The following is a 17,920-nucleotide window of genomic DNA, read 5'->3' as shown; positions in this document are numbered from 1 at the left end:
TATAGGGGAGGTCAATGCAGAGCTGCTTCTAAAGGCCTCCGATTTTTTTGACAATACAAGTAAATTTATTGAATTTTCTTACTCACTCAAGGGTCTAAGCCATTTTTCCAGCTGCGAAAGTTGAGTAATTCGTTTGTACACTCACTTCCCCTCGGCTTACCCGGATCAGCGAAACGCAGCCGCGATTTGTTCCTTGGATAGCGGAGGCGTCTGGCCGAGCAGCAGCATCAGCTTGATTCTGGCCTTTGGCCCGCTCAGCGTTCCGGCAAAAATCGCCCCGATCCGCTCCAGCTGCTTGCCTCCGCCGGTATATTCATAAACCGGTCCGACGCTCCCCTGCGGCGACCGTGAGGCAATGACTATGGGAATGCCGGCATTTCCCGCACGCTCTACCGCTTCAGCCCAGGCGGGAGGCAGATTGCCTGCGCCCAATCCTTCGATCACGACGCCCGGAACACCCGCAGCGATACAGGCGTCAAGCAGCAGCGAACCGCTGCCGAGCGACGCCTTCAAAAGTTCAACCCGCGTATCCGCGGAAGGCTGCAGCGTTTCCGGCGGCTCCGGTGAATAATAATAATGAACTTGACCGTGGTGCACCGTCCCCAGCGGTCCGGTATCCGGCGCCTGGAACGAGCCGGTTGTCCGGGTGTGCATTTTGATCACATGCTCCGGCGAAAAAATCATTTCATTAAATACAACCAGCACCCCGCGGCCCCGCGTGGACTCCGCGCAGACGACCGATACAGCCGAGGCGATATTGCCCAGCCCGTCCGCATAATATTCGTTGTTGCTTTTCATTGCACCCGTAAACGCTACCGGCACCCCGGCAGGCAAAATCAGGCTCATCATATAGGAGAACTCCTCAATCGTGTCGGTTCCCTGAATGACGACAAAACCATCGTACTGTCCGCTCATCGCGTGAATTGCTTCCGCCAGCTCAAGCGCCAGCTCGGGCGTCAGATGCGGCCCCGGCTTTTGGGCAAACCGGCTCACGTGAAGCTCCACGCCAGCCATGGCGTCCATCAGCGGCTTGAGCAGCTCTTCCCCGGTCAATCCAGGCGCAATGCTGCCTTGACTCGGGTCATAAACGGACAGGATGGTGCCGCCCGTCGTCAAAATCATGATTTGTTTCTTGTCGGTCTTCACTTTCTCGTCCCCCGTCAGCGGCTGCTTCTCAGCCGCCCAGATATGACATCTCCGCTTTACGCCGCGGCAGCCCGGGCGTGTCTTCAAGCCGCAGCTCCGAATAGCGGTCGGTCCGCCCGTTCCAAATATCCCGGATCATCGTTTCCAGCTCCCGGTCGTCCGCGCCTTCCCGCAGCGGGGTGCGGAGATCGTAGCCAGCGGATGCAAACAGGCAGGTAAACAGCACACCTTCCGTCGATAGGCGGGCCCGCGTGCAGGAGCCGCAGAACGCCTCCGTCACAGAGGAAATCAATCCGATTTCAGTCTCCGTTCCCCGGTAACGATAGCGGACCGCCACCTCTCCACGGTAGTTCGGTTCCAGCGGCTCCAGCGGCATTTCCGCATGGATGGTCTCCAGAACCTGCGCGCTGGGCACCACCTGATCCAGCTTCCAGCCGTTCGAATTGCCTACATCCATATATTCAATGAAGCGAAGCGTAAGCCCCTTGTCTTTAAAATACCGGGCCATCGGTAAAATATCCGCGTCATTCCAGCCTTTTTTGACCACCATGTTGATCTTGGCGGGAAGTCCCGCCGCTGCCGCACGGTCGATCCCCTCAAGAACCGGGCCGACACGGAAGCCGATCCCGTTCATCCGGCCAAACCGTGCGTCATCCAGACTGTCGAGACTGATATTCAGCCGGTGCAGGCCGGAGCGCTTGAGTTCCTCCGCATGGCGGCCAATCAGCGAGCCGTTGGAGGTAAGTGCGATGTCCCGGATTCCCTCCATACCGGAGATCATCCGGATCAGCTCCGGCAGGCCTTTCCGGAGCAGCGGCTCGCCGCCGGTGATCCGGATTTTTTCCACGCCAAGCCCGGTAAAAATCTGGATCAGCCTCGTATATTCCTCAAACGTAAGCAGACTGCTTTTCGGCAAAAACGCATGATCCGGGCCAAACAGCTCGGCCGGCATGCAGTAAGGACAGCGAAAATTACAGCGGTCGGTTACGGAGATCCGCAGATCGCGGAGCGGCCGGTTCAGCCGGTCCCTGGGTGTGTCGCTCCCTGTCATTGCTTCGACCTCCTTCTGTTTCGTCCGGGCAGTGACCATGCAGGCACACCTTTGCGGTCTCGGCCTTTTACGCCAGACGTAAAGGGAGGCAAGCCTGCTGTCTGCGGCCGTCTGCGTATGTTTCCACCTTTTGCGGAGGCACGGAAGGGAGGCGAGCCTGCCGTCTGTGGCCGCCTCGTGCGCCCCCCCCCCCTTCTTTGGAGGCGCTGAGGGAAGGCCATTCCTGCCGCTGCCAACCTGCCTGCATGCGGGAGACCGGACGAACGCCCGCCGTCCGTCTGGGAACTGCGGGCGTTTTGATGTAGAGTATATTATAGCACAGCGGCAGGCGGATACGACCGGTACGTTTACATAGAACGGCCCGCTTTTTTGATTTGCCGTAATCTTTCACGTCTATGCTTATTTATGAAGGCACTGGATCGAAAAAAAGGAGCGGATCGACATGCCAAATCTCTGGATGCATATCGAATACGGCCGGGAGACGGCCGAAACCTTCGGCGGGGCCATGCCGTTTGCCGAGGCGCTGCGGACCCATGCCCCTCTTTTTCGTTTGGGGTGCCAGGGGCCGGACTTTTTGCTGTACCGCAGATTTTGGCCGTGGCTTGGAGATGACGGTTCGGTGGCGCTGGGCAATCTGATGCACACGGAACAGTGCGGACCGGTCATGATGACCTTTTGGGAACGTACGTTGGAACTCCCGCCGGAAGAACGGACGCCCGCCCAGGTGTACTTTTTCGGCTTCCTGACCCATCATTTGCTGGACCGCAATTTTCATCCGTACGTTAACTGGAGAGCCGGATACAAGGGGCGCGATCACCAGCGGTTTGAAATTATGCTTGATACGGTATTTATGAAACGCAAAAAAGGTTTTGAAACATGGCGCCATCCCGCCTGGCGGCAGATTTACGCAGGCGAACGGCTGCCTGAAATCATCGTCCGGATTCTGGAGTCTGCCAAACGCTGGTACCCCGAATCCGCCTCCCTTTCTGCCTCGTGCTGGCAGAAGTCTTACCGGGATATGGTTTCCGCGCAGCGGCTGCTCTACGATCCTTCCGGGTGGAAAAACCGGCTGACGTTTGGGCTGGCCGCCCGGCTTCTGTCCCGCCCGCTTAACCCGATGGAGGAACGGCTGGATTTTTTGAACGAGGCGCATGAAGAGTGGTGCCACTCCGCCGATCCGGCGGAAAAAAGCACGGCCAGCGTGTGGGATCTGTGGGAGCAGGCAATGGAGGATGCCCGGCTTGTTTTGCCCGCTCTGGCCGACTGGCTGAAAGCAGGAGCTGGGCAGACGGCGGCGCTGCGCGAGCGGTTTCGCCGTGTCTTAGGCAATCGTTCTTACGATACGGGAAAAAATTGCGAGCTTGCACTCGAGAACAAATACTCCCGTCCCATCTGGTCTGCGGGCGTGTAGGTTGAAGGCTGTGGACGGATTGCCTCTAAGTCTACTTGCCGCTTCTCAGAAACAACAAAAGCTTCCGTTCTGCCATTTGGCAAGACCGGAAGCTTTATGTTGTTCCCCGCAAAAAACGGGCTGGCGCGCTGCGGCAGCCGAAGCTGGCAGGCGGTTATTTTTTCGCTTCCGCAAACGCCGGTGCGGGAGCCAGGCCCGCTGCCGTTTCGTCCTCCCGGAGCGCATCCCGTTTGCCCTGCTCCACATCGACCCGGAGCAGAATTACAATACCGAGTCCAAAAAACAGCACCAGCGACAAAATGCCGAGACGGGTGCTGCCGGTGATCTGTCCGATCAGCCCAAACACAAACGGGCCGAAGATAGAAGAAAACTTGCTCGTAATGTTCACGAGACCAAACAGCTCGCCGGTCCGGTGCGCGGGCATCAGGTCGCTCAGCATGGCCCGGGAAATGGACTGGCTGCCGCCCTGCACCAAGCCCACCATTGTGGCCAGCAGGTAAAAATGCAGCGCACTCGTCATGAAATATCCTAACGCAACAATCAGCACGTAAACGCCTAGTGAAGTTAAAAGCATACGTTTTGCGCCCAGCCGCTGCGCCGCCCGGCCGAACAAAATGGTGCACGGAAATCCGACAAACTGGGTGATCAGCAGCGCGATAATCAGATGGCTGGTACCGATGCCGAGTCCGGCGCCGTAAATCGTTGCCATCAGGATGATAGTATTAATTCCATCATTGTAGAACCAGAAAGCTAAAATCAGCTTATACAGCTGCGGGTACCGGCGCGCGTCACGAAACGTCCCGGCAAGCCGCCGCAGGCTTGTCCGGATATACCCGGCTGCGCCGAGTCCTTGTGCCCGGGCGGGACGGTTCGGGACGGCACGCATAATGGGCAGCGAAAAGAGCAGCCACCAAAGCCCGACAGTCAAAAAGGACCAGCGGATACCCGCTACCTCATCGGCCAGGGCAAACCAGCCCGGCTTTTGAATCATCAGCAGATTGACCGCAAGCAGAATGCCGCCTCCAATATACCCGTAGGCATAACCTTTAGCCGAGATGCCGTCTCTTTGCGCAGAGGGAACGAGATCAGGCAGCATGGAATCGTAGAAGGTCAAACTGCCGGAGAAACCGACGGTTGACAGCACAAGGAGCGCGGAAGCCAGCAGCCAATCGCCCTGGCCAACCAGCGAAAAACCGGCTGTCGACACCATACCTAGCAGGGCAAACCAGGTCAGGAGTGTCGTTTTGCGGCCGGTTAAATCCGAAACAGCTCCCAGCACAGGAGACAGCAGCGCGACGATCGCCATACCGATGGAATGGGTGTACGCCAGATAGGAAGAGGCCGTTGTTTCACTTAAACCGTCAGCGGCCACTGAGCTGTAAAATATGGGCAGGACCGCTGCCAGCACGGTTGTTGCATAGGCCGAGTTGGCCCAGTCATACAAAATCCAGGCCCGGACAGCGCGTGTATCCACAAATGATTGCTCCTTTCGGTTCATCTGCCCTCATTATAGTTCTGAACTATTTTCGCTGTTTTAACGGTCCCGGCGGCTTTTCTTAAATAACTCAACTTTCGCAGCCTGGGATTCGGCAGCGCAGCCTGAGACTTGGCAGATACGCCCTCCTGTTTGGGTGATTTTTCACCCAAACTACCATCAAGCCGCGCCAGCCCCGTCAATCCCGCTCGCTCCGGCTTGTCGAAAAAAGACCGTTTCAGACTGTTATAATAAAAAAACAGTCTGAAACGGTCCTATACCGCATATAAAGTTCGCAATTCACTGCGAATGCCGTTTTCGTGCACACGCAGCTCGTACAGGCACTGGACAGCGCCAGAAAGCTCCCGGGCCGCTTGTTCAAAACGCCGGGCCACCTGCTCCGGCAAACGGCTGCGGCAGTAAGCGATCCGGCTTGCTGCTTCGTCCAACTCCGCGGTGTCCCACGTCTCGGCCAGCCGCAGCCGGATGACTTCCGGCACCTGGTCTTCCATGATGCCGAACAAAATGCTTCTCAGCTCCCCGCATAAACCCGCCGGAAATTTGAGTTCCAGCGTCTGCATCCGGACTGCCGAGAGCAGACCTGAAGCGTACAGCTCGTACGCAGATTCTCCCCGGACCAAGGTAAACAGCTTGGCGAGCATTCTGCTTTTTACCTGCGACGCCCTCACAGCTTCTCTGGCCAATCCGCTTATGCGCAGCTTGGCCTCCTCCTGCAGCCTGTGCAGCTCGGACAGCTGCCGTGCCAATTCGCCGATTCTCGTCTGTGCGTTCAGCTCCGCCCGCCTCCATCCGTCAGCGTCCGGCCGCTCTCCTCCACGTTGGCGTTCCCCCGCCCGGTTCATGAATATGACAGCCATCCCTTTCCCCCTTTGGCCTAATCAATCGGTTACTCCCTTATGTATGTGTGTAACTTCGACAGCGGCTTTTATGTATACCATTAGTGCCATATTACCATAAGATGGATACCCGCACTATAGGCACTTTGCAGCACAAACCATCGCACATGGATTAGGTATTTCAGGGAACCCTACTCTGTAAGTTCGCCAAGAAGGAGGATGCCAAGTGGACACGCATGAATTCGTGGAGAAGCTTCATGACACCCAGCGCAAAGCCGAAAAAAACAAGCAGCATCAAGGAAAAGGCACACCAAGCGACAAGCTTCCAACCAAACAGCACGGCACCAAAAAATAGTCTCAGCCACGCGGACAGGCCCGGCTTAATGGCTCAAAGCGGGAGGTCTGTCTGCATGACAGCATTTTTCGCCCTATTCCATCATCTGCACGGCGAATAAGCAAAAAAAAAGACGAAAAAAGTCGGCAGCCCGGATGTTTTCCCAAATCCGAGGCTGCCAACTTTTGTTGGACGGCATTACGGCATTACGGCATGAACGGCATCACGCCATGAACCGCTGCGGCTGGACGGTTTGCCCGTCCCGGCGTTCTTATACCGCAGTCGATGCTGCCTATTTGTTATTTCGCCTATTGCCTGATGCTCAGGTACGGCCGTTCCCGGCTGCCCGTTCATACCGCTTCAGCATTTCCTCGTACAGCTGCTCAATCCGGATGCCGATCGCCGCTTCGGGTATGCTGACCTGAAAATTGACCATACCTTCGTTGATTTGCATCAGCTTCCGCTTCGCGCCGCGCTGCTGCTTCAAATAAGCCGCAGGATCCTTCACTCGGATGCCGATCATTTTCTGTCCCGCCAGTTCATAAAGCAGCATCTCTGCAATGCTCGCCCACTCAATAAATCCTCCCGAAGTATAAGAAGACCGGTCCGTTACTCCGCGGTCATCCAGAACAACGGCAGGCTCCCCGGCGGCGCTCCCGCGCAGGAACAAGACCAGACAGGTGCCGGAAAAAGCGATGCTGACCAAACCTACGACCGCCGTCAGAAGGCTTTCCTCTCCGCTCCAGTATTCCGAGATCATCCAGACGCCTGCCGCGATAAAAGCCAGACAGCCCAGCACCATCAGCCACGATTTCCGTCCGCCTCTCCGCACCACAAACGGAGGCGTCTCCGGTGAAGTCATCATGATTATCCGCCTCCTTCTCCATGATAAAAAGATATCCGGCTCCTTCGCGCTGCACCCGAAAACTGGCCTTACTCGAATTATACCCGAAAATCGGGCGGCACGCGCCGGGCCTGGCCTGTGGCAATCGCCGCTTCAATCACGGCTGTCCGCACCTGTTCCACCACTTTGTCGTTAAAAATACTCGGGATGATGTACTGCTCATTCAGTTCTTCCGGCTGAACGACCCCGGCGATCGCACGCGCCGCCGCCAGCTTCATTTCCAGATTAACCGACTTGGCCCGGCAGTCCAGCGCGCCGCGGAAAATACCGGGGAAACAAAGCACATTGTTAATCTGATTGGGATAATCGCTCCGGCCTGTCGCCAAAATACGCACGTACGGCTCCGCCGCTTCCGGATCGATTTCGGGAACGGGATTGGCCATCGCGAACACAATCGGGTCGGGTGCCATGCTCTGCACATGTTCTACCGTCAGCAGCCCGCCGCCGGAGACGCCGATAAACACGTCTGCGCCCCGGACCGCTTCCGTCAGCCCGCCTTCTTCGTTCTCCGGGTTGGTCGCCTCCGCCAAACGCTGCCATTCGGGATTCGTGTATTCGGCTTCCCGCCGCAGAATCCCGTGCCGGTCCACGGCGACAATACGGCGCGCGCCCGCCGCCAGCAGCAGCGTGCAGATCGAAACGCCCGCCGCGCCGATGCCGATGATGGCAATGCGCGCATCGCAAAGATTTTTGCCGACAACCCGGAGCGCATTCAACAGTCCCGCCAGCGCTACAATCGCTGTTCCGTGCTGATCGTCGTGGAAGACGGGGATTTCCAGCTCGTCCGCCAAACGCCGTTCGATTTCAAAGCAGCGGGGCGAAGCGATGTCTTCCAGATTAATGCCGCCAAACCCGGGAGCAACCGCTTTCACAACCGCGATGATTTCTTCCGGATCTTTGGTGTCCAGACAGAGGGGAAACGCATCAATTCCTGCCAGCTGCTTAAACAGCATCGCCTTGCCTTCCATCACCGGCATCGCCGCCTCCGGTCCGATATCGCCGAGGCCCAGCACCGCCGTTCCGTCGCTTACGACCGCCACCGTGTTGCGCTTCATCGTCAGCGTATACGCCTTGCCGGGGTCTTCATGAATCGCCATGCTGACGCGCGCGACGCCGGGGGTGTACACCTGCGATAAATCTTCGCGGTTTTTAATCGGCAGCTTGGGGGATACCTCGATTTTGCCGCCCAGATGGGCCAGGAAGGTGCTGTCCGATACATTGACGACTTTGACGCCAGGCATGTCCGACAGTACTCTGACCACCTCTTCGTTGCCCGCATCCTGCACATTCACTGTAATGTCGCGTGTGGTCGAACCTTTGGAGGAACGGATGACGTCAATCGCGACGATATCTCCTCCCGCTTCCGCGATGCGCGAAGCCACTTCCCCAAAAGACGTCTCTGCAATCTGAATCTCCAGCCGGATAATGATCGTTGTGGCAATAGCCATAGGGTACATCCTCCCGTTCGTTTGGATATGTACGCAGTTTCGGTTTTTCCTAAAAATTTTAACGACCATAGTATAGCACGAATCGTTTGGAAGAAAAATCTGTCCGCAATCCTCTCGGAATTATAGGTATCCGGCCGCCCCGTAGACCCAAATCAGAACGTAAAAAAGCGGCCAAACCGGCCGCTTTACACTTTTACCCTATGAAGGCGCGCACGCCTCACACCATAATTTTGCAAATATCGTTGGTGAACTCCACCGGATCGCCTACCGGCAGCCCTTCGATCAGCAGCGCCTGGTTATACAGCAGGTTGGTGTACAGGCCCAGCTTCTCCTTGTCCGACGCAAAAACGTTCTTCAGCGACTGGAACACCTCATGCGACACATTGATCTCCAGCACCTTGTCCGCCTTCACGTCCTGGCCGTTTGGCATCGCGCTCAGCACCTTCTCCATTTCGATCGACAGCTCGCCTTCGGCGGAGAGGCAGACCGGATGGGATTTCAGGCGTTTGGACGCTTTAACGTTTTTCACTTTGCCGGACAAAATCTCTTTCATAGCGTCAAACAATTCCTTGTTCTCCGTCTCTTCCGCTTCAGCCGCCTTGTCCTTCTCATCCGGCTCAATGCCGAGGTCTCCGCTGGATACCGATTTGAACTCTTTTTCCTTGTAGCTCATCAGCATCTTGATGGCGAATTCGTCGATGTCGTCGGTGAAGTACAGCAGCTCGTAGCCTTTGTCGGTCACCAGCTCCGCCTGCGGCAGCTTCTCGATACGTTCGATGGAATCGCCGGATGCGTAGTAGATATACTTCTGATCCTCCGGCATTCTGGATACGTATTCGTCCAGCGTCACCAGCTTCTTCTCTTTGGAGGAATAGAACATCAGCAGATCCTGCAGCGTGTCCTTATTCATGCCGTAATCGTTGTACACGCCGAACTTGAGCTGGCGTCCAAACGCTTGGTAAAAGGTTTCGTATTTCTCCCGCTCATCCTTGAGCATGCTCTGGAGCGCGGATTTGATTTTGTTTTTGATGTTTTTGGCGATCATGCTGAGCTGGCGGTCATGCTGCAGCATCTCGCGTGAAATGTTGAGCGACAGGTCCTCGGAATCGACCATCCCTTTGACGAAGCTGAAATAATCCGGCAGCAGATCGCCGCATTTGTTCATGATCAGCACGCCGTTGGAATACAGCTCAAGGCCCTTTTCGTATTCTTTGGTGTAATAATCAAACGGAGTGCTCTCCGGAATAAACAAAATCGCGTTGTACACCACCGCGCCGTCCGCGCTGATGTGCACATGCTTCAGCGGCTTGTCGAACCCGTAGCGCTTCTCGTTGTAGAAGTTCTCGTAGTCCTCGTCGGTCAGCTCGCTTTTGTTTTTGCGCCAGATCGGAACCATGCTGTTGATCGTTTGTTCTTCCTGCACGTCTTCGTATTCGTTGTCGCTGCCTTCTTTTAGCTGCTGCTTCTTCACGTCCATCTTGATCGGGTAGCGGATAAAGTCCGAATATTTTTTGATGATCGAACGCAGGCGGTATTCTTCAAGGAATTCGTCGTAGTTATCCTCTTCGGTATTCGGCTTGATCTTCATGATGATTTCAGTACCAACCGTTTCCTTATCGCACGGCTCGATGGTATAGCCGTCGGCTCCTTCGGATTCCCACTTGTAGGCTTCATCCGCGCCAAGCGCCTTGCTGATTACAGTGACAACATCCGCCACCATAAACGCCGAATAAAAGCCGACGCCAAATTGTCCGATAATGTTATGCCCGTCTTTGGCTTCGTTTTCATTCTTGAAGGCAAGCGATCCGCTTTTGGCGATCACGCCGAGGTTGTTCTCCAGCTCGTCCCGCGTCATGCCGATCCCCGTATCGGAGACGGTGAGGGTGCGGTTCTCTTTATCAGCCGTCACTTTGATATAATAATCTTCCTTGTTAAATACAAGGGAGTCGTCGGTCAGCGCTTTGTAGTAGATTTTGTCAATGGCATCGCTAGCGTTGGAGACCAGCTCCCGCAGAAAAATTTCCCGCTGCGTATAGATGGAGTTAATCATCATCTCCAGCAGCCGTTTGGATTCGGCCTTGAATTCTTTCTTCGCCATGCAGATGAATCTCCTTTCGATCGCTCATAATATGAACAGGGGTTTGCCCTATTCTTTAGCACTCTTATCCTTAGAGTGCTAATTCTTCTATTTATATACCATATCCGAACTTTTACTGTCAATGCGGACGAAGCGCTTTCCTTTCCATCGTCAAAAAGGCCGTATCCGCTGGCAAGCGAATACGGCCTAACTATAAGAGTACTACAGCTCCAGCGTCGCGGTAAACGGATAGTGGTCGGACGGGCAGGCTCCATCAAAGGTGTCCGTCACCGTCCGGGTCTTCACAACACGGACATCGCGGCTGACAAAAATATGGTCGATCGGCTCCAGCTGGTCCCAAGGCAGCGTGCCGTTGAAATTAGAGAACGTGCCAACCGGTCCGTAATGCCGCTCGCCCGCTTCAAGCCGGGCGTTAGCAAGCCGCTCGCCAAGCACAAGACAACACGGGTCGGTTGCCGCCGCGTTGAAATCGCCGGTCAAAATGACAGGTGCGCCTTCGCTGATTTCATCGATCCGGGACAAAATCAGTTCGGCTCCCCGCAGCCGCGCTTCCTCACTCATATGATCGAGATGAGTGTTCATGGCCACTAGCGGCTGTCCGCTCAAGCGGTCGCGCAGCTTCAGCCAGGTGCAGATCCGCAGATAATCCGCCCCCCAGCCCAGAGAAGGCCGGTCCGGCGTCTCCGACAGCCAAAAGGTGCCGCCGTCCAGCCGCTCAAAACGCTCCGTTTTGTAGAGAATCGCACTGAACTCTCCGGCTGTTCCGCCTTCGCGGCCAATTCCTTCCGAAGTATAGCCGGGTACTCCGGCAAGGGCCTCCAGCTGATGGGCAAACGGCTCCTGCAGCCCGATCAGATCCCACGAATAATAGCTCAGCATTTTCTCGGCATACTTCCGGCGGTGCGGCCAGGCATTGGGGCCGTCGGTAGGCGCGTCCAGCCGGACATTAAATGTTGCTGCTTCAATTCGGTTCATTGCTTTCACTCCGTTTCCAATTATCTAACTTGATGGGTATGCTGCGTTTTACTTGCGCTTGCGCCCCTTTTCCTTGGCTTCCGCCTCTTCAGGGGGCTGCTCCAGTGCAACGATTTTTTCGGCAAAAATCTTGCCCGCATTGGCCAGCACCGCCATCCGCAGCGACAGGTCGCTCAGCCGTTCTCCCGTCGCCACCAGCATTCCTGCGGTCGGCTCACCGCCCTGAATCTGCTCGCGGATCAGCCTGGCGGCGGATTCCTGCTCTTCACAAAAGTGGTTGTACACCTCGTCCAGCGCCCGGCTGCGCAGCTGGGCTTCAATAATGCCCTGGATCGCCGCAATCGGCAGCACCGGCTTCAAAATGCAGATGATCATAAGATAGGCAAGATGCGTGCGCGAATAACGTTTTTTGATCGTCGGAGGGACGGCGCCCATTTTCACATAATTATTAATGATCGAAGGTGAAATCAGCTTCCCCGCTTCTTCGCCGGGAAATTTGGCAAAATGCTTGTCCAGCAGCGCGACCACCTGGTCCATATAAAGCTCAATGTCAGGCAGCTCCTCCCACCGCGGCAGTGCGGCGGCCGCAAGCCGGTCTGCCCACTCGTTCAGTTCACGCCTGTTGTCCTCCTCCATAGAGGCCCTCCCTTCTCTTAGCTCGATAGGCTCATTATAACACCTTGACGTCTGTTGGGAAATTATATAATATGGTTTTAATAACTAGATGTCGTGTTATCCAAGAAAGGGAAGGGATTATCCTATGTATTCCGCGACCAAAATTCACATTTTCGGCGACTCCATCATGAAAGGCTGCATCTTCGACGAAGCAGCCCGGAAGTACCGCACACTCCCCGAAGGACCGCTGCAGCCGCTGGAGGACCGGTACGGCGTCCAGGTGAACAACCAGTCGGTGTACGGCTATACGATTGACAAAGGCTATAACCGCCTGCGCGCCGCCATTGCCAAAGGGCTGGACTGCACGATGGCTTTGCTTGAATTTGGCGGCAACGACTGCAACTACGCCTGGGACGAGGTATCCGGCACGCCGGAAGCGGAGCATAGTCCCCGTACACCAATAACACGGTTTGAATCGGTCTACCGTTCGATGATCCATGAGCTGAAGAAGCTGAAGATTACACCCATTCTGATGTCGCTGCCGCCCGTCGATGCAGATAAATATTTTGCTTTCCTCAGTTCTTTGAAGGGTGTCGATAAAGCCTGCATCCGCGCCTGGCTCGGCGATGTGCAGCGGATTGCGCGCTACCAGGAGCTGTACTCCAATACCATTGTCAAGATTGCCTATGAGACAAAAAGCCTGTTCGTCGACGTCCGCTCCCTTTTTCTGGACCATGCGAATTACAAACAGCTCATGTGCTCCGACGGCATTCATCCGAACGCAGACGGCCACCGGCTAATCAAGCAGGCGTTCGCCGATTTCGCTTCCGCCTATTTCCCTTCCTTGTCGCCCGATCCGGCATAAAGCACATGGTCCCGGCCGAATATCCGTATCTCCCGCTCCCTGACAAACCCGATTTTTTCGGCGACCCGGATGGAAGCGGTATTGCCTGGTGCGATAATGCTGCACAGCCGGGAAAGTCCAAGCGTTCGGAAGCCGTATTCCGCGCATACGGCCGCGGCCTCCGTCGCATACCCTCTGTTCCAGCAGGAACGGCCGATATGATAACCGACCTCCACTTCACTGACCCCCTCTACCATCTGCCGGATCAAACCGCAGTCCCCAATGAGCTGACCGGACGCTTTCAGACTTACTGCCCACAACCCGAAGCCGTCGGCCGCGTAGCGGCCGATATTGCGCTGGATCCACTCCTCGGTCTGGCGCAAGCTGAACGTCCCGGGATAATAAGCCATCGTCTCCGGATCGGAGAAGACGGCGAACATCCCGGCAGCGTCCTCAGGCCGGTAATGCCTGAGCGTCAAACGCTCCGTTTCCAGCACCGTCACAAATCCATCCTCCTCCTCTTATGGCTCGATTTTGCCTCCAAGGTAAGTCATGCTCCGGCTTCCCGCCATGGCTAGTCCGCACCCGCCACTTGAGCCTTTTTTCTTTCCCTTCATTATAACGGCTCGGCGCATCTTTCCATTTAACATCTTCCGCCTGAAGCATGGTTAGTCCCGTTCATAATCCTTCACAACCTTTAACATCCTTCATCTGTGGTTTTTAGGCGCTCTGCGGTATACTCGTAAAGGAGCCGCGGCAGTGACCGTATGCAGACTTACATACGACATGAAATATTTTGAATGTTTTTGGATTATTATGATTGTTTTTTTGTGAAAAATATGATACGATAAGGATGTCAGGAGGAAATCAAATGCTGACCGAAGAACGATATCGACTAATTTTACAGCGCTTACAAGAAAAAGGCGTTGTAAAGCTGCAGGAGCTTGTTGAGCTGCTGCAGGCATCCGAATCCACCGTTAGACGGGATTTGATCGATCTTGAAGGGCAACGCCAGCTGAAGCGGGTCCATGGGGGCGCCGCGCTGCCCGGCCAAAAGGGCCTAGAGCCGGGAATGGACGAAAAAACCTCCAAAAACATTCAGCAAAAGAATCGCATCGCCCGTTTAGCCGCCGCCGAAGTGCGGGAGGGCGAATGCATTTACCTGGATGCGGGAACTACTACATTGGCAATGATTCCATATCTGACTGCGGATAACATCACCGTTGTTACCAATGGACTGTCTCATGTGGAGTCGCTTGTCGGCAACCAGATTCGCAGCTATCTGCTCGGCGGCATGATGAAAAGTCATACCAAAGCCGTCATCGGCAGCATTGCGCTGCAGAATATGGACAACTTCCGGTTTGATAAATGCTTTTTGGGAACCAACGGGGTTGATCCAAAGCTGGGTTACACCACGCCTGATCCGGAAGAAGCGCTGATCAAGCGCCGGGCCCATGAGCTGTCGGCACAGACTTATGTTCTGGCCGATTCCAGCAAATTCGGCGAAGTCACCTTCGCCAAATTATTCGACCTGTCCGAAGCCGTGTTGATTACGGACGCCGTGCCGGAACGGATGCGGACGCCAATCAGCAAGAAAACCAAAATAATCGAGGGATCATCATGATTTATACCGTAACACTTAACCCTTCAATCGACTACATCGTGGAAGTCAATGAGCTGAAGCTTGGGGAACTGAACCGGATGACACGCGATCTGAAGCTCCCGGGAGGCAAAGGAATCAACGTCTCGCGTATTTTGAACGAGCTGGGAGTAAAAAACCGGGCGGTCGGCTTTCTCGGCGGATTCACCGGCCGTTACATTGAAGATATGCTGCGAGCCCATTCGGTGGACAGCGAGTTTGTTTTCATTGAAGAGGACACACGGATCAACATCAAGCTCAAGCACGGGGAAGAAACGGAAATCAACGGCCAAGGACCGGCCATCACGGCCGCCGAATCGGCCAAGCTGCTGGAGAAGCTCTCCGGCCTCAGTCAAGGCGACGTCGTTGTCCTGGCGGGAAGCGCTCCCCCATCGCTTGGACCTGACTATTACAGCCGTTTGATCCAGGCTGTGGTCCACAGCGGCGCCGAGTTCGTCATCGATACAACCGGGCAAGCGCTGCTGAACGCCCTAGATCAGCGCCCGCTGCTTGTGAAGCCAAATCATCATGAGCTGGCGGAGCTGTTTGGCGTAACCATTGGCTCCAGGGAGGAACTCATCCACTACGGCCGGAAGCTGCTGGAACGCGGCGCCAAACATGTGCTGATCTCCATGGCCGGCGAAGGCGCGCTGCTGATCACCGATACTGAGGTGTATCATGCCAACGTTCCTGCCGGCCTGGTACGCAACTCCGTTGGTGCAGGCGACTCGATGATCGCCGGCTTCGTCGGCACGCTGGCCTTAACCGGAGATGTCCAGGCCGCTTTCCGCGCCGGTGTTGCTTCAGGCAGCGCCACCGCGTTCTCCGACGACCTGGCCACCCGCGAGGATATTGAGCGCCTGCGTCCGCAGGTAACGGTTACCGCTCTGTAACAAAAAACGGCCGGTGCCGAGCTTCGCCGCTTGCACCGTGCCGCCTTTGTACCCACCCGCTTTATCCGCGGCCTCACCGCCGAAACAGCCTCCGCTCTACCTGCGGCTTTGCCGCCGAAATTAGCATCCGCTCTACCCGCGGCCTGACCGCCGAAATTTGCACCCGCTTTATCCGCGGCCTCACCAGCCGCAAAGCATCCGAGTCAACCAGGGAGTTGAGAACAATGAGAATTACTGAACTGATGATAAAAGAAACAATGATCATGGACCTGCGGGCCACAACCAAAGAAGCCGCGATCGACGAACTGATCGCCAGCCTTGCCGCCAGCGGCCGGATCAACGATCCCGTCCTCTTTAAAGAAATGATTCTGAAGCGTGAAGCCGAGTCCAGCACCGGCATCGGCGGCGGTATTGCAATGCCTCATGCCAAAACACGCGCCGTTAACGAACCGACGGTTGTCTTCGCGAAAAGCGCCGGCGGCGTCGATTTTGAATCGCTTGACGGCGAACCGGCCCGCGTCTTCTTCATGATTGCCGCGCCGGAAGGCGCCGGCAACACGCATCTGCGTACGCTGGCCGCACTGTCCCGGCTGCTGATCGACAGCGATTTCATTCAGAAGCTGATGGATACGCGCACACCGGACGAAGTTACCGCTCTATTTGATGCGAAGCAGGCCGAAGAAGAAGCGCGCAAAGCGAAGGAAGAAGCAGAGAAGCAGGCTCCTGCCGCACAAGAAGCGGTGATCGTCGGCAACCCGGCTTCAGAGGATTTTGTAGTAGCCGTTACCGCCTGCCCCACCGGCATTGCTCATACGTTTATGGCAGAGGACGCGCTGAAAAAGAAAGCAAAAGAGCTGGGCATCAACATCCGTGTCGAAACAAACGGCTCGGAAGGCGCAAAAAACGTGCTGACCCCGGATGAAATCCGCCGCGCCAAAGGTGTCATCATCGCCGCCGACAAAAACGTGGAGATGGACCGTTTTGACGGCAAACCGGTGCTCCAGCGTCCGGTCAGCGACGGCATCCGCAAATCCGAAGAACTGATCCGCAAGGCGGTCAGCGGCGATGCGCCGATCTACCGCAGCACCGGCGCGGCTTCCTCTAAGGAAAAGGCCGAAAGCGGCAACCGCAGCATCGGCAGCCAGATTTACAAAAACCTGATGAACGGCATTTCGCATATGCTGCCGTTTGTCGTCGGCGGCGGTATTTTGCTCGCGATCTCCTTCCTTTTTGAGCAGCTGGCCGGTGAAGACAATCCGGTATTCAAGCTGCTGATGTCGATTGGCGGCGGCGAAGGGGCGTTCCACTTCCTGATCCCGATCCTGGCCGGTTACATCGCGATGAGCATCGGTGACCGTCCGGCGCTTATGCCGGGTATGGTCGGCGGATTTATGGCCCTGAACTCGAACGCCGGTTTCCTCGGCGGTCTGGCAGCCGGTTTCCTGGCGGGTTATGTTATCATCGGGCTGCGCAAAGTATTTGCCGGTCTGCCCCGTACGCTGGAAGGTCTGAAGCCGATCCTGCTGTATCCTGTGTTTGGCCTGCTGATTACCGGCACGATTATGTATTACCTGTTCGACCCGTTGTTCAGCTCTATCAACACAAGCCTGACCGACGCCCTGAATGGCCTCGGCACCGGCAACGCCGTGCTGCTTGGTCTGATCCTGGGCGGTATGATGTCGATCGACATGGGCGGCCCGTTCAACAAAGCAGCCTACACCTTCGCAATCGGTGTATTCACCAGCAGCGGCAACACAAACGGCCTGATGATGGCGGCAGTTATGGCGGGCGGCATGGTGCCTCCGCTGGCTATCGCCCTGGCTACAACCTTCTTTAAAAACAAGTTCAACGAAGAGGAACGCAAATCCGGCATCACAAACTACGTGCTGGGCCTGTCCTTCATCACGGAAGGCGCCATCCCGTTCGCAGCGGCCGATCCGCTCCGCGTGCTGACCAGCTGTATCCTCGGATCAGCGATAGCCGGCGGTCTGACCCAGTTGTGGCACATCAACGTTCCGGCGCCGCACGGCGGCATCTTCGTCGCCGCCCTCTCCAGCAACGCGCTGCTGTTCCTGCTGGCCGTGCTGATCGGAGCCGTTATTTCCGGCCTGATCCTCGGACTGTGGAAAAAGCCCGTTGCCGCCGAGTAAACGGCAGTTAAAGCAAAAGGATCTGTCTGCATCATGCAGACAGGTCCTCTTTTTGCATATCTCTGTGCTTTTTTGTGCAGC

Annotated in this window: 16 protein-coding genes; 6 read left to right on the top strand and 10 right to left on the bottom strand. The window is 56.0% G+C overall.

Annotated elements, in window-relative coordinates; genetic code table 11:
• Positions 1 to 165: 165 nt before the first annotated feature.
• On the bottom strand, positions 166 to 1,233 hold the full coding sequence (locus ACE6ED_RS19370) for an asparaginase (RefSeq protein ID WP_410828876.1): 1,068 nt from the start codon (positions 1,231 to 1,233) through the stop codon (positions 166 to 168).
• Positions 1,175 to 2,197, bottom strand: a complete 1,023-nt coding sequence (gene moaA / locus ACE6ED_RS19365; RefSeq protein WP_410828874.1) for a GTP 3',8-cyclase MoaA — start codon at positions 2,195 to 2,197, stop codon at positions 1,175 to 1,177. Before moaA ends, ACE6ED_RS19370 begins: the two co-directional genes overlap by 59 nt.
• 442 nt (positions 2,198 to 2,639) lie before the next feature.
• Between moaA and ACE6ED_RS19360 the strand changes: the two genes are divergently transcribed.
• On the top strand, positions 2,640 to 3,608 hold the full coding sequence (locus ACE6ED_RS19360) for a zinc dependent phospholipase C family protein (protein WP_410828873.1): 969 nt from the start codon (positions 2,640 to 2,642) through the stop codon (positions 3,606 to 3,608).
• Between the two features lie 154 nt (positions 3,609 to 3,762).
• Here ACE6ED_RS19360 and ACE6ED_RS19355 read toward each other — a convergent pair whose 3' ends face one another.
• Positions 3,763 to 5,082, bottom strand: a complete 1,320-nt coding sequence (locus ACE6ED_RS19355) for an MFS transporter (protein WP_410828871.1) — start codon at positions 5,080 to 5,082, stop codon at positions 3,763 to 3,765.
• 275 nt (positions 5,083 to 5,357) lie between these two features.
• On the bottom strand, positions 5,358 to 5,960 hold the full coding sequence (locus tag ACE6ED_RS19350) for a hypothetical protein (protein ID WP_410828869.1): 603 nt from the start codon (positions 5,958 to 5,960) through the stop codon (positions 5,358 to 5,360).
• Positions 5,961 to 6,165: 205 nt separating this feature from the next.
• On the opposite strand from ACE6ED_RS19350, the gene ACE6ED_RS19345 reads away from it, so the two are divergent.
• Entirely contained in the window at positions 6,166 to 6,294 is a 129-nt protein-coding gene (locus ACE6ED_RS19345; protein ID WP_410828868.1) for a DUF4023 domain-containing protein, read from the top strand.
• Between the two features lie 301 nt (positions 6,295 to 6,595).
• Here the strand turns inward: ACE6ED_RS19345 and ACE6ED_RS19340 are convergent, their stop codons facing one another.
• From ACE6ED_RS19340 to ACE6ED_RS19320, 5 genes are all read right to left on the bottom strand, one after another.
• Positions 6,596 to 7,138, bottom strand: coding sequence for an STM3941 family protein (locus ACE6ED_RS19340; RefSeq protein ID WP_410828867.1), 543 nt, complete (start codon positions 7,136 to 7,138; stop codon positions 6,596 to 6,598).
• A 77-nt stretch (positions 7,139 to 7,215) separates the two neighbouring features.
• Positions 7,216 to 8,634 (bottom strand): NAD-dependent malic enzyme, encoded by a 1,419-nt coding sequence (locus tag ACE6ED_RS19335; protein WP_410828865.1) that lies wholly within the window; start codon positions 8,632 to 8,634, stop codon positions 7,216 to 7,218.
• A gap of 208 nt (positions 8,635 to 8,842) precedes the next feature.
• Positions 8,843 to 10,723, bottom strand: a complete 1,881-nt coding sequence (gene htpG, locus ACE6ED_RS19330) for a molecular chaperone HtpG (protein ID WP_410828864.1) — start codon at positions 10,721 to 10,723, stop codon at positions 8,843 to 8,845.
• A gap of 201 nt (positions 10,724 to 10,924) precedes the next feature.
• Positions 10,925 to 11,698, bottom strand: a complete 774-nt coding sequence (locus tag ACE6ED_RS19325; RefSeq protein WP_410828863.1) for an endonuclease/exonuclease/phosphatase family protein — start codon at positions 11,696 to 11,698, stop codon at positions 10,925 to 10,927.
• A gap of 48 nt (positions 11,699 to 11,746) precedes the next feature.
• Positions 11,747 to 12,334: a DUF1836 domain-containing protein gene (locus tag ACE6ED_RS19320; RefSeq protein ID WP_410828862.1), complete on the bottom strand. Its 588-nt coding sequence runs from the start codon at positions 12,332 to 12,334 to the stop codon at positions 11,747 to 11,749.
• 124 nt (positions 12,335 to 12,458) lie between these two features.
• On the opposite strand from ACE6ED_RS19320, the gene ACE6ED_RS19315 reads away from it, so the two are divergent.
• Positions 12,459 to 13,178, top strand: coding sequence for an SGNH/GDSL hydrolase family protein (locus tag ACE6ED_RS19315; RefSeq protein ID WP_410828861.1), 720 nt, complete (start codon positions 12,459 to 12,461; stop codon positions 13,176 to 13,178).
• Here ACE6ED_RS19315 and ACE6ED_RS19310 read toward each other — a convergent pair.
• Positions 13,145 to 13,660, bottom strand: a complete 516-nt coding sequence (locus ACE6ED_RS19310; RefSeq protein ID WP_410828860.1) for a GNAT family N-acetyltransferase — start codon at positions 13,658 to 13,660, stop codon at positions 13,145 to 13,147. The genes ACE6ED_RS19315 and ACE6ED_RS19310 overlap by 34 nt on opposite strands.
• Before the next feature lie 368 nt (positions 13,661 to 14,028).
• Between ACE6ED_RS19310 and ACE6ED_RS19305 the strand changes: the two genes are divergently transcribed.
• From ACE6ED_RS19305 to ACE6ED_RS19295, 3 genes are all read left to right on the top strand, one after another.
• Complete coding sequence (locus ACE6ED_RS19305) at positions 14,029 to 14,781, top strand: DeoR/GlpR family DNA-binding transcription regulator (RefSeq protein ID WP_410828859.1); 753 nt, start codon at positions 14,029 to 14,031, stop codon at positions 14,779 to 14,781.
• On the top strand, positions 14,778 to 15,689 hold the full coding sequence (gene pfkB / locus ACE6ED_RS19300) for a 1-phosphofructokinase (protein WP_410828858.1): 912 nt from the start codon (positions 14,778 to 14,780) through the stop codon (positions 15,687 to 15,689). Before ACE6ED_RS19305 ends, pfkB begins: the two co-directional genes overlap by 4 nt.
• 224 nt (positions 15,690 to 15,913) lie before the next feature.
• Entirely contained in the window at positions 15,914 to 17,839 is a 1,926-nt protein-coding gene (locus tag ACE6ED_RS19295) for a PTS fructose transporter subunit IIABC (protein WP_410828857.1), read from the top strand.
• Positions 17,840 to 17,920: the final 81 nt, after the last annotated feature.

This window comes from Paenibacillus nanchangensis, from assembly GCF_046543445.1.
Lineage (GTDB): Bacteria > Bacillota > Bacilli > Paenibacillales > Paenibacillaceae > Paenibacillus_AQ > Paenibacillus_AQ nanchangensis.
Note: the sequence above shows the minus strand (reverse complement) of the source record. Positions and strands in the feature narration are given on the sequence as shown.

Excerpts from the sequence above, each read along its gene's own strand:
- moaA (WP_410828874.1), bottom strand. The coding sequence starts at position 2,197 with ATGACAGGGAGCGACACACCCAGGGACCGGCTGAACCGGCCGCTCCGC.
- ACE6ED_RS19360 (WP_410828873.1), top strand. The coding sequence starts at position 2,640 with ATGCCAAATCTCTGGATGCATATCGAATACGGCCGGGAGACGGCCGAA.
- ACE6ED_RS19350 (WP_410828869.1), bottom strand. The coding sequence starts at position 5,960 with ATGGCTGTCATATTCATGAACCGGGCGGGGGAACGCCAACGTGGAGGA.
- ACE6ED_RS19340 (WP_410828867.1), bottom strand. The coding sequence starts at position 7,138 with ATGATGACTTCACCGGAGACGCCTCCGTTTGTGGTGCGGAGAGGCGGA.
- ACE6ED_RS19335 (WP_410828865.1), bottom strand. The coding sequence starts at position 8,634 with ATGTACCCTATGGCTATTGCCACAACGATCATTATCCGGCTGGAGATT.
- htpG (WP_410828864.1), bottom strand. The coding sequence starts at position 10,723 with ATGGCGAAGAAAGAATTCAAGGCCGAATCCAAACGGCTGCTGGAGATG.
- ACE6ED_RS19325 (WP_410828863.1), bottom strand. The coding sequence starts at position 11,698 with ATGAACCGAATTGAAGCAGCAACATTTAATGTCCGGCTGGACGCGCCT.
- ACE6ED_RS19320 (WP_410828862.1), bottom strand. The coding sequence starts at position 12,334 with ATGGAGGAGGACAACAGGCGTGAACTGAACGAGTGGGCAGACCGGCTT.
- ACE6ED_RS19315 (WP_410828861.1), top strand. The coding sequence starts at position 12,459 with ATGTATTCCGCGACCAAAATTCACATTTTCGGCGACTCCATCATGAAA.
- ACE6ED_RS19305 (WP_410828859.1), top strand. The coding sequence starts at position 14,029 with ATGCTGACCGAAGAACGATATCGACTAATTTTACAGCGCTTACAAGAA.
- pfkB (WP_410828858.1), top strand. The coding sequence starts at position 14,778 with ATGATTTATACCGTAACACTTAACCCTTCAATCGACTACATCGTGGAA.
- ACE6ED_RS19295 (WP_410828857.1), top strand. The coding sequence starts at position 15,914 with ATGAGAATTACTGAACTGATGATAAAAGAAACAATGATCATGGACCTG.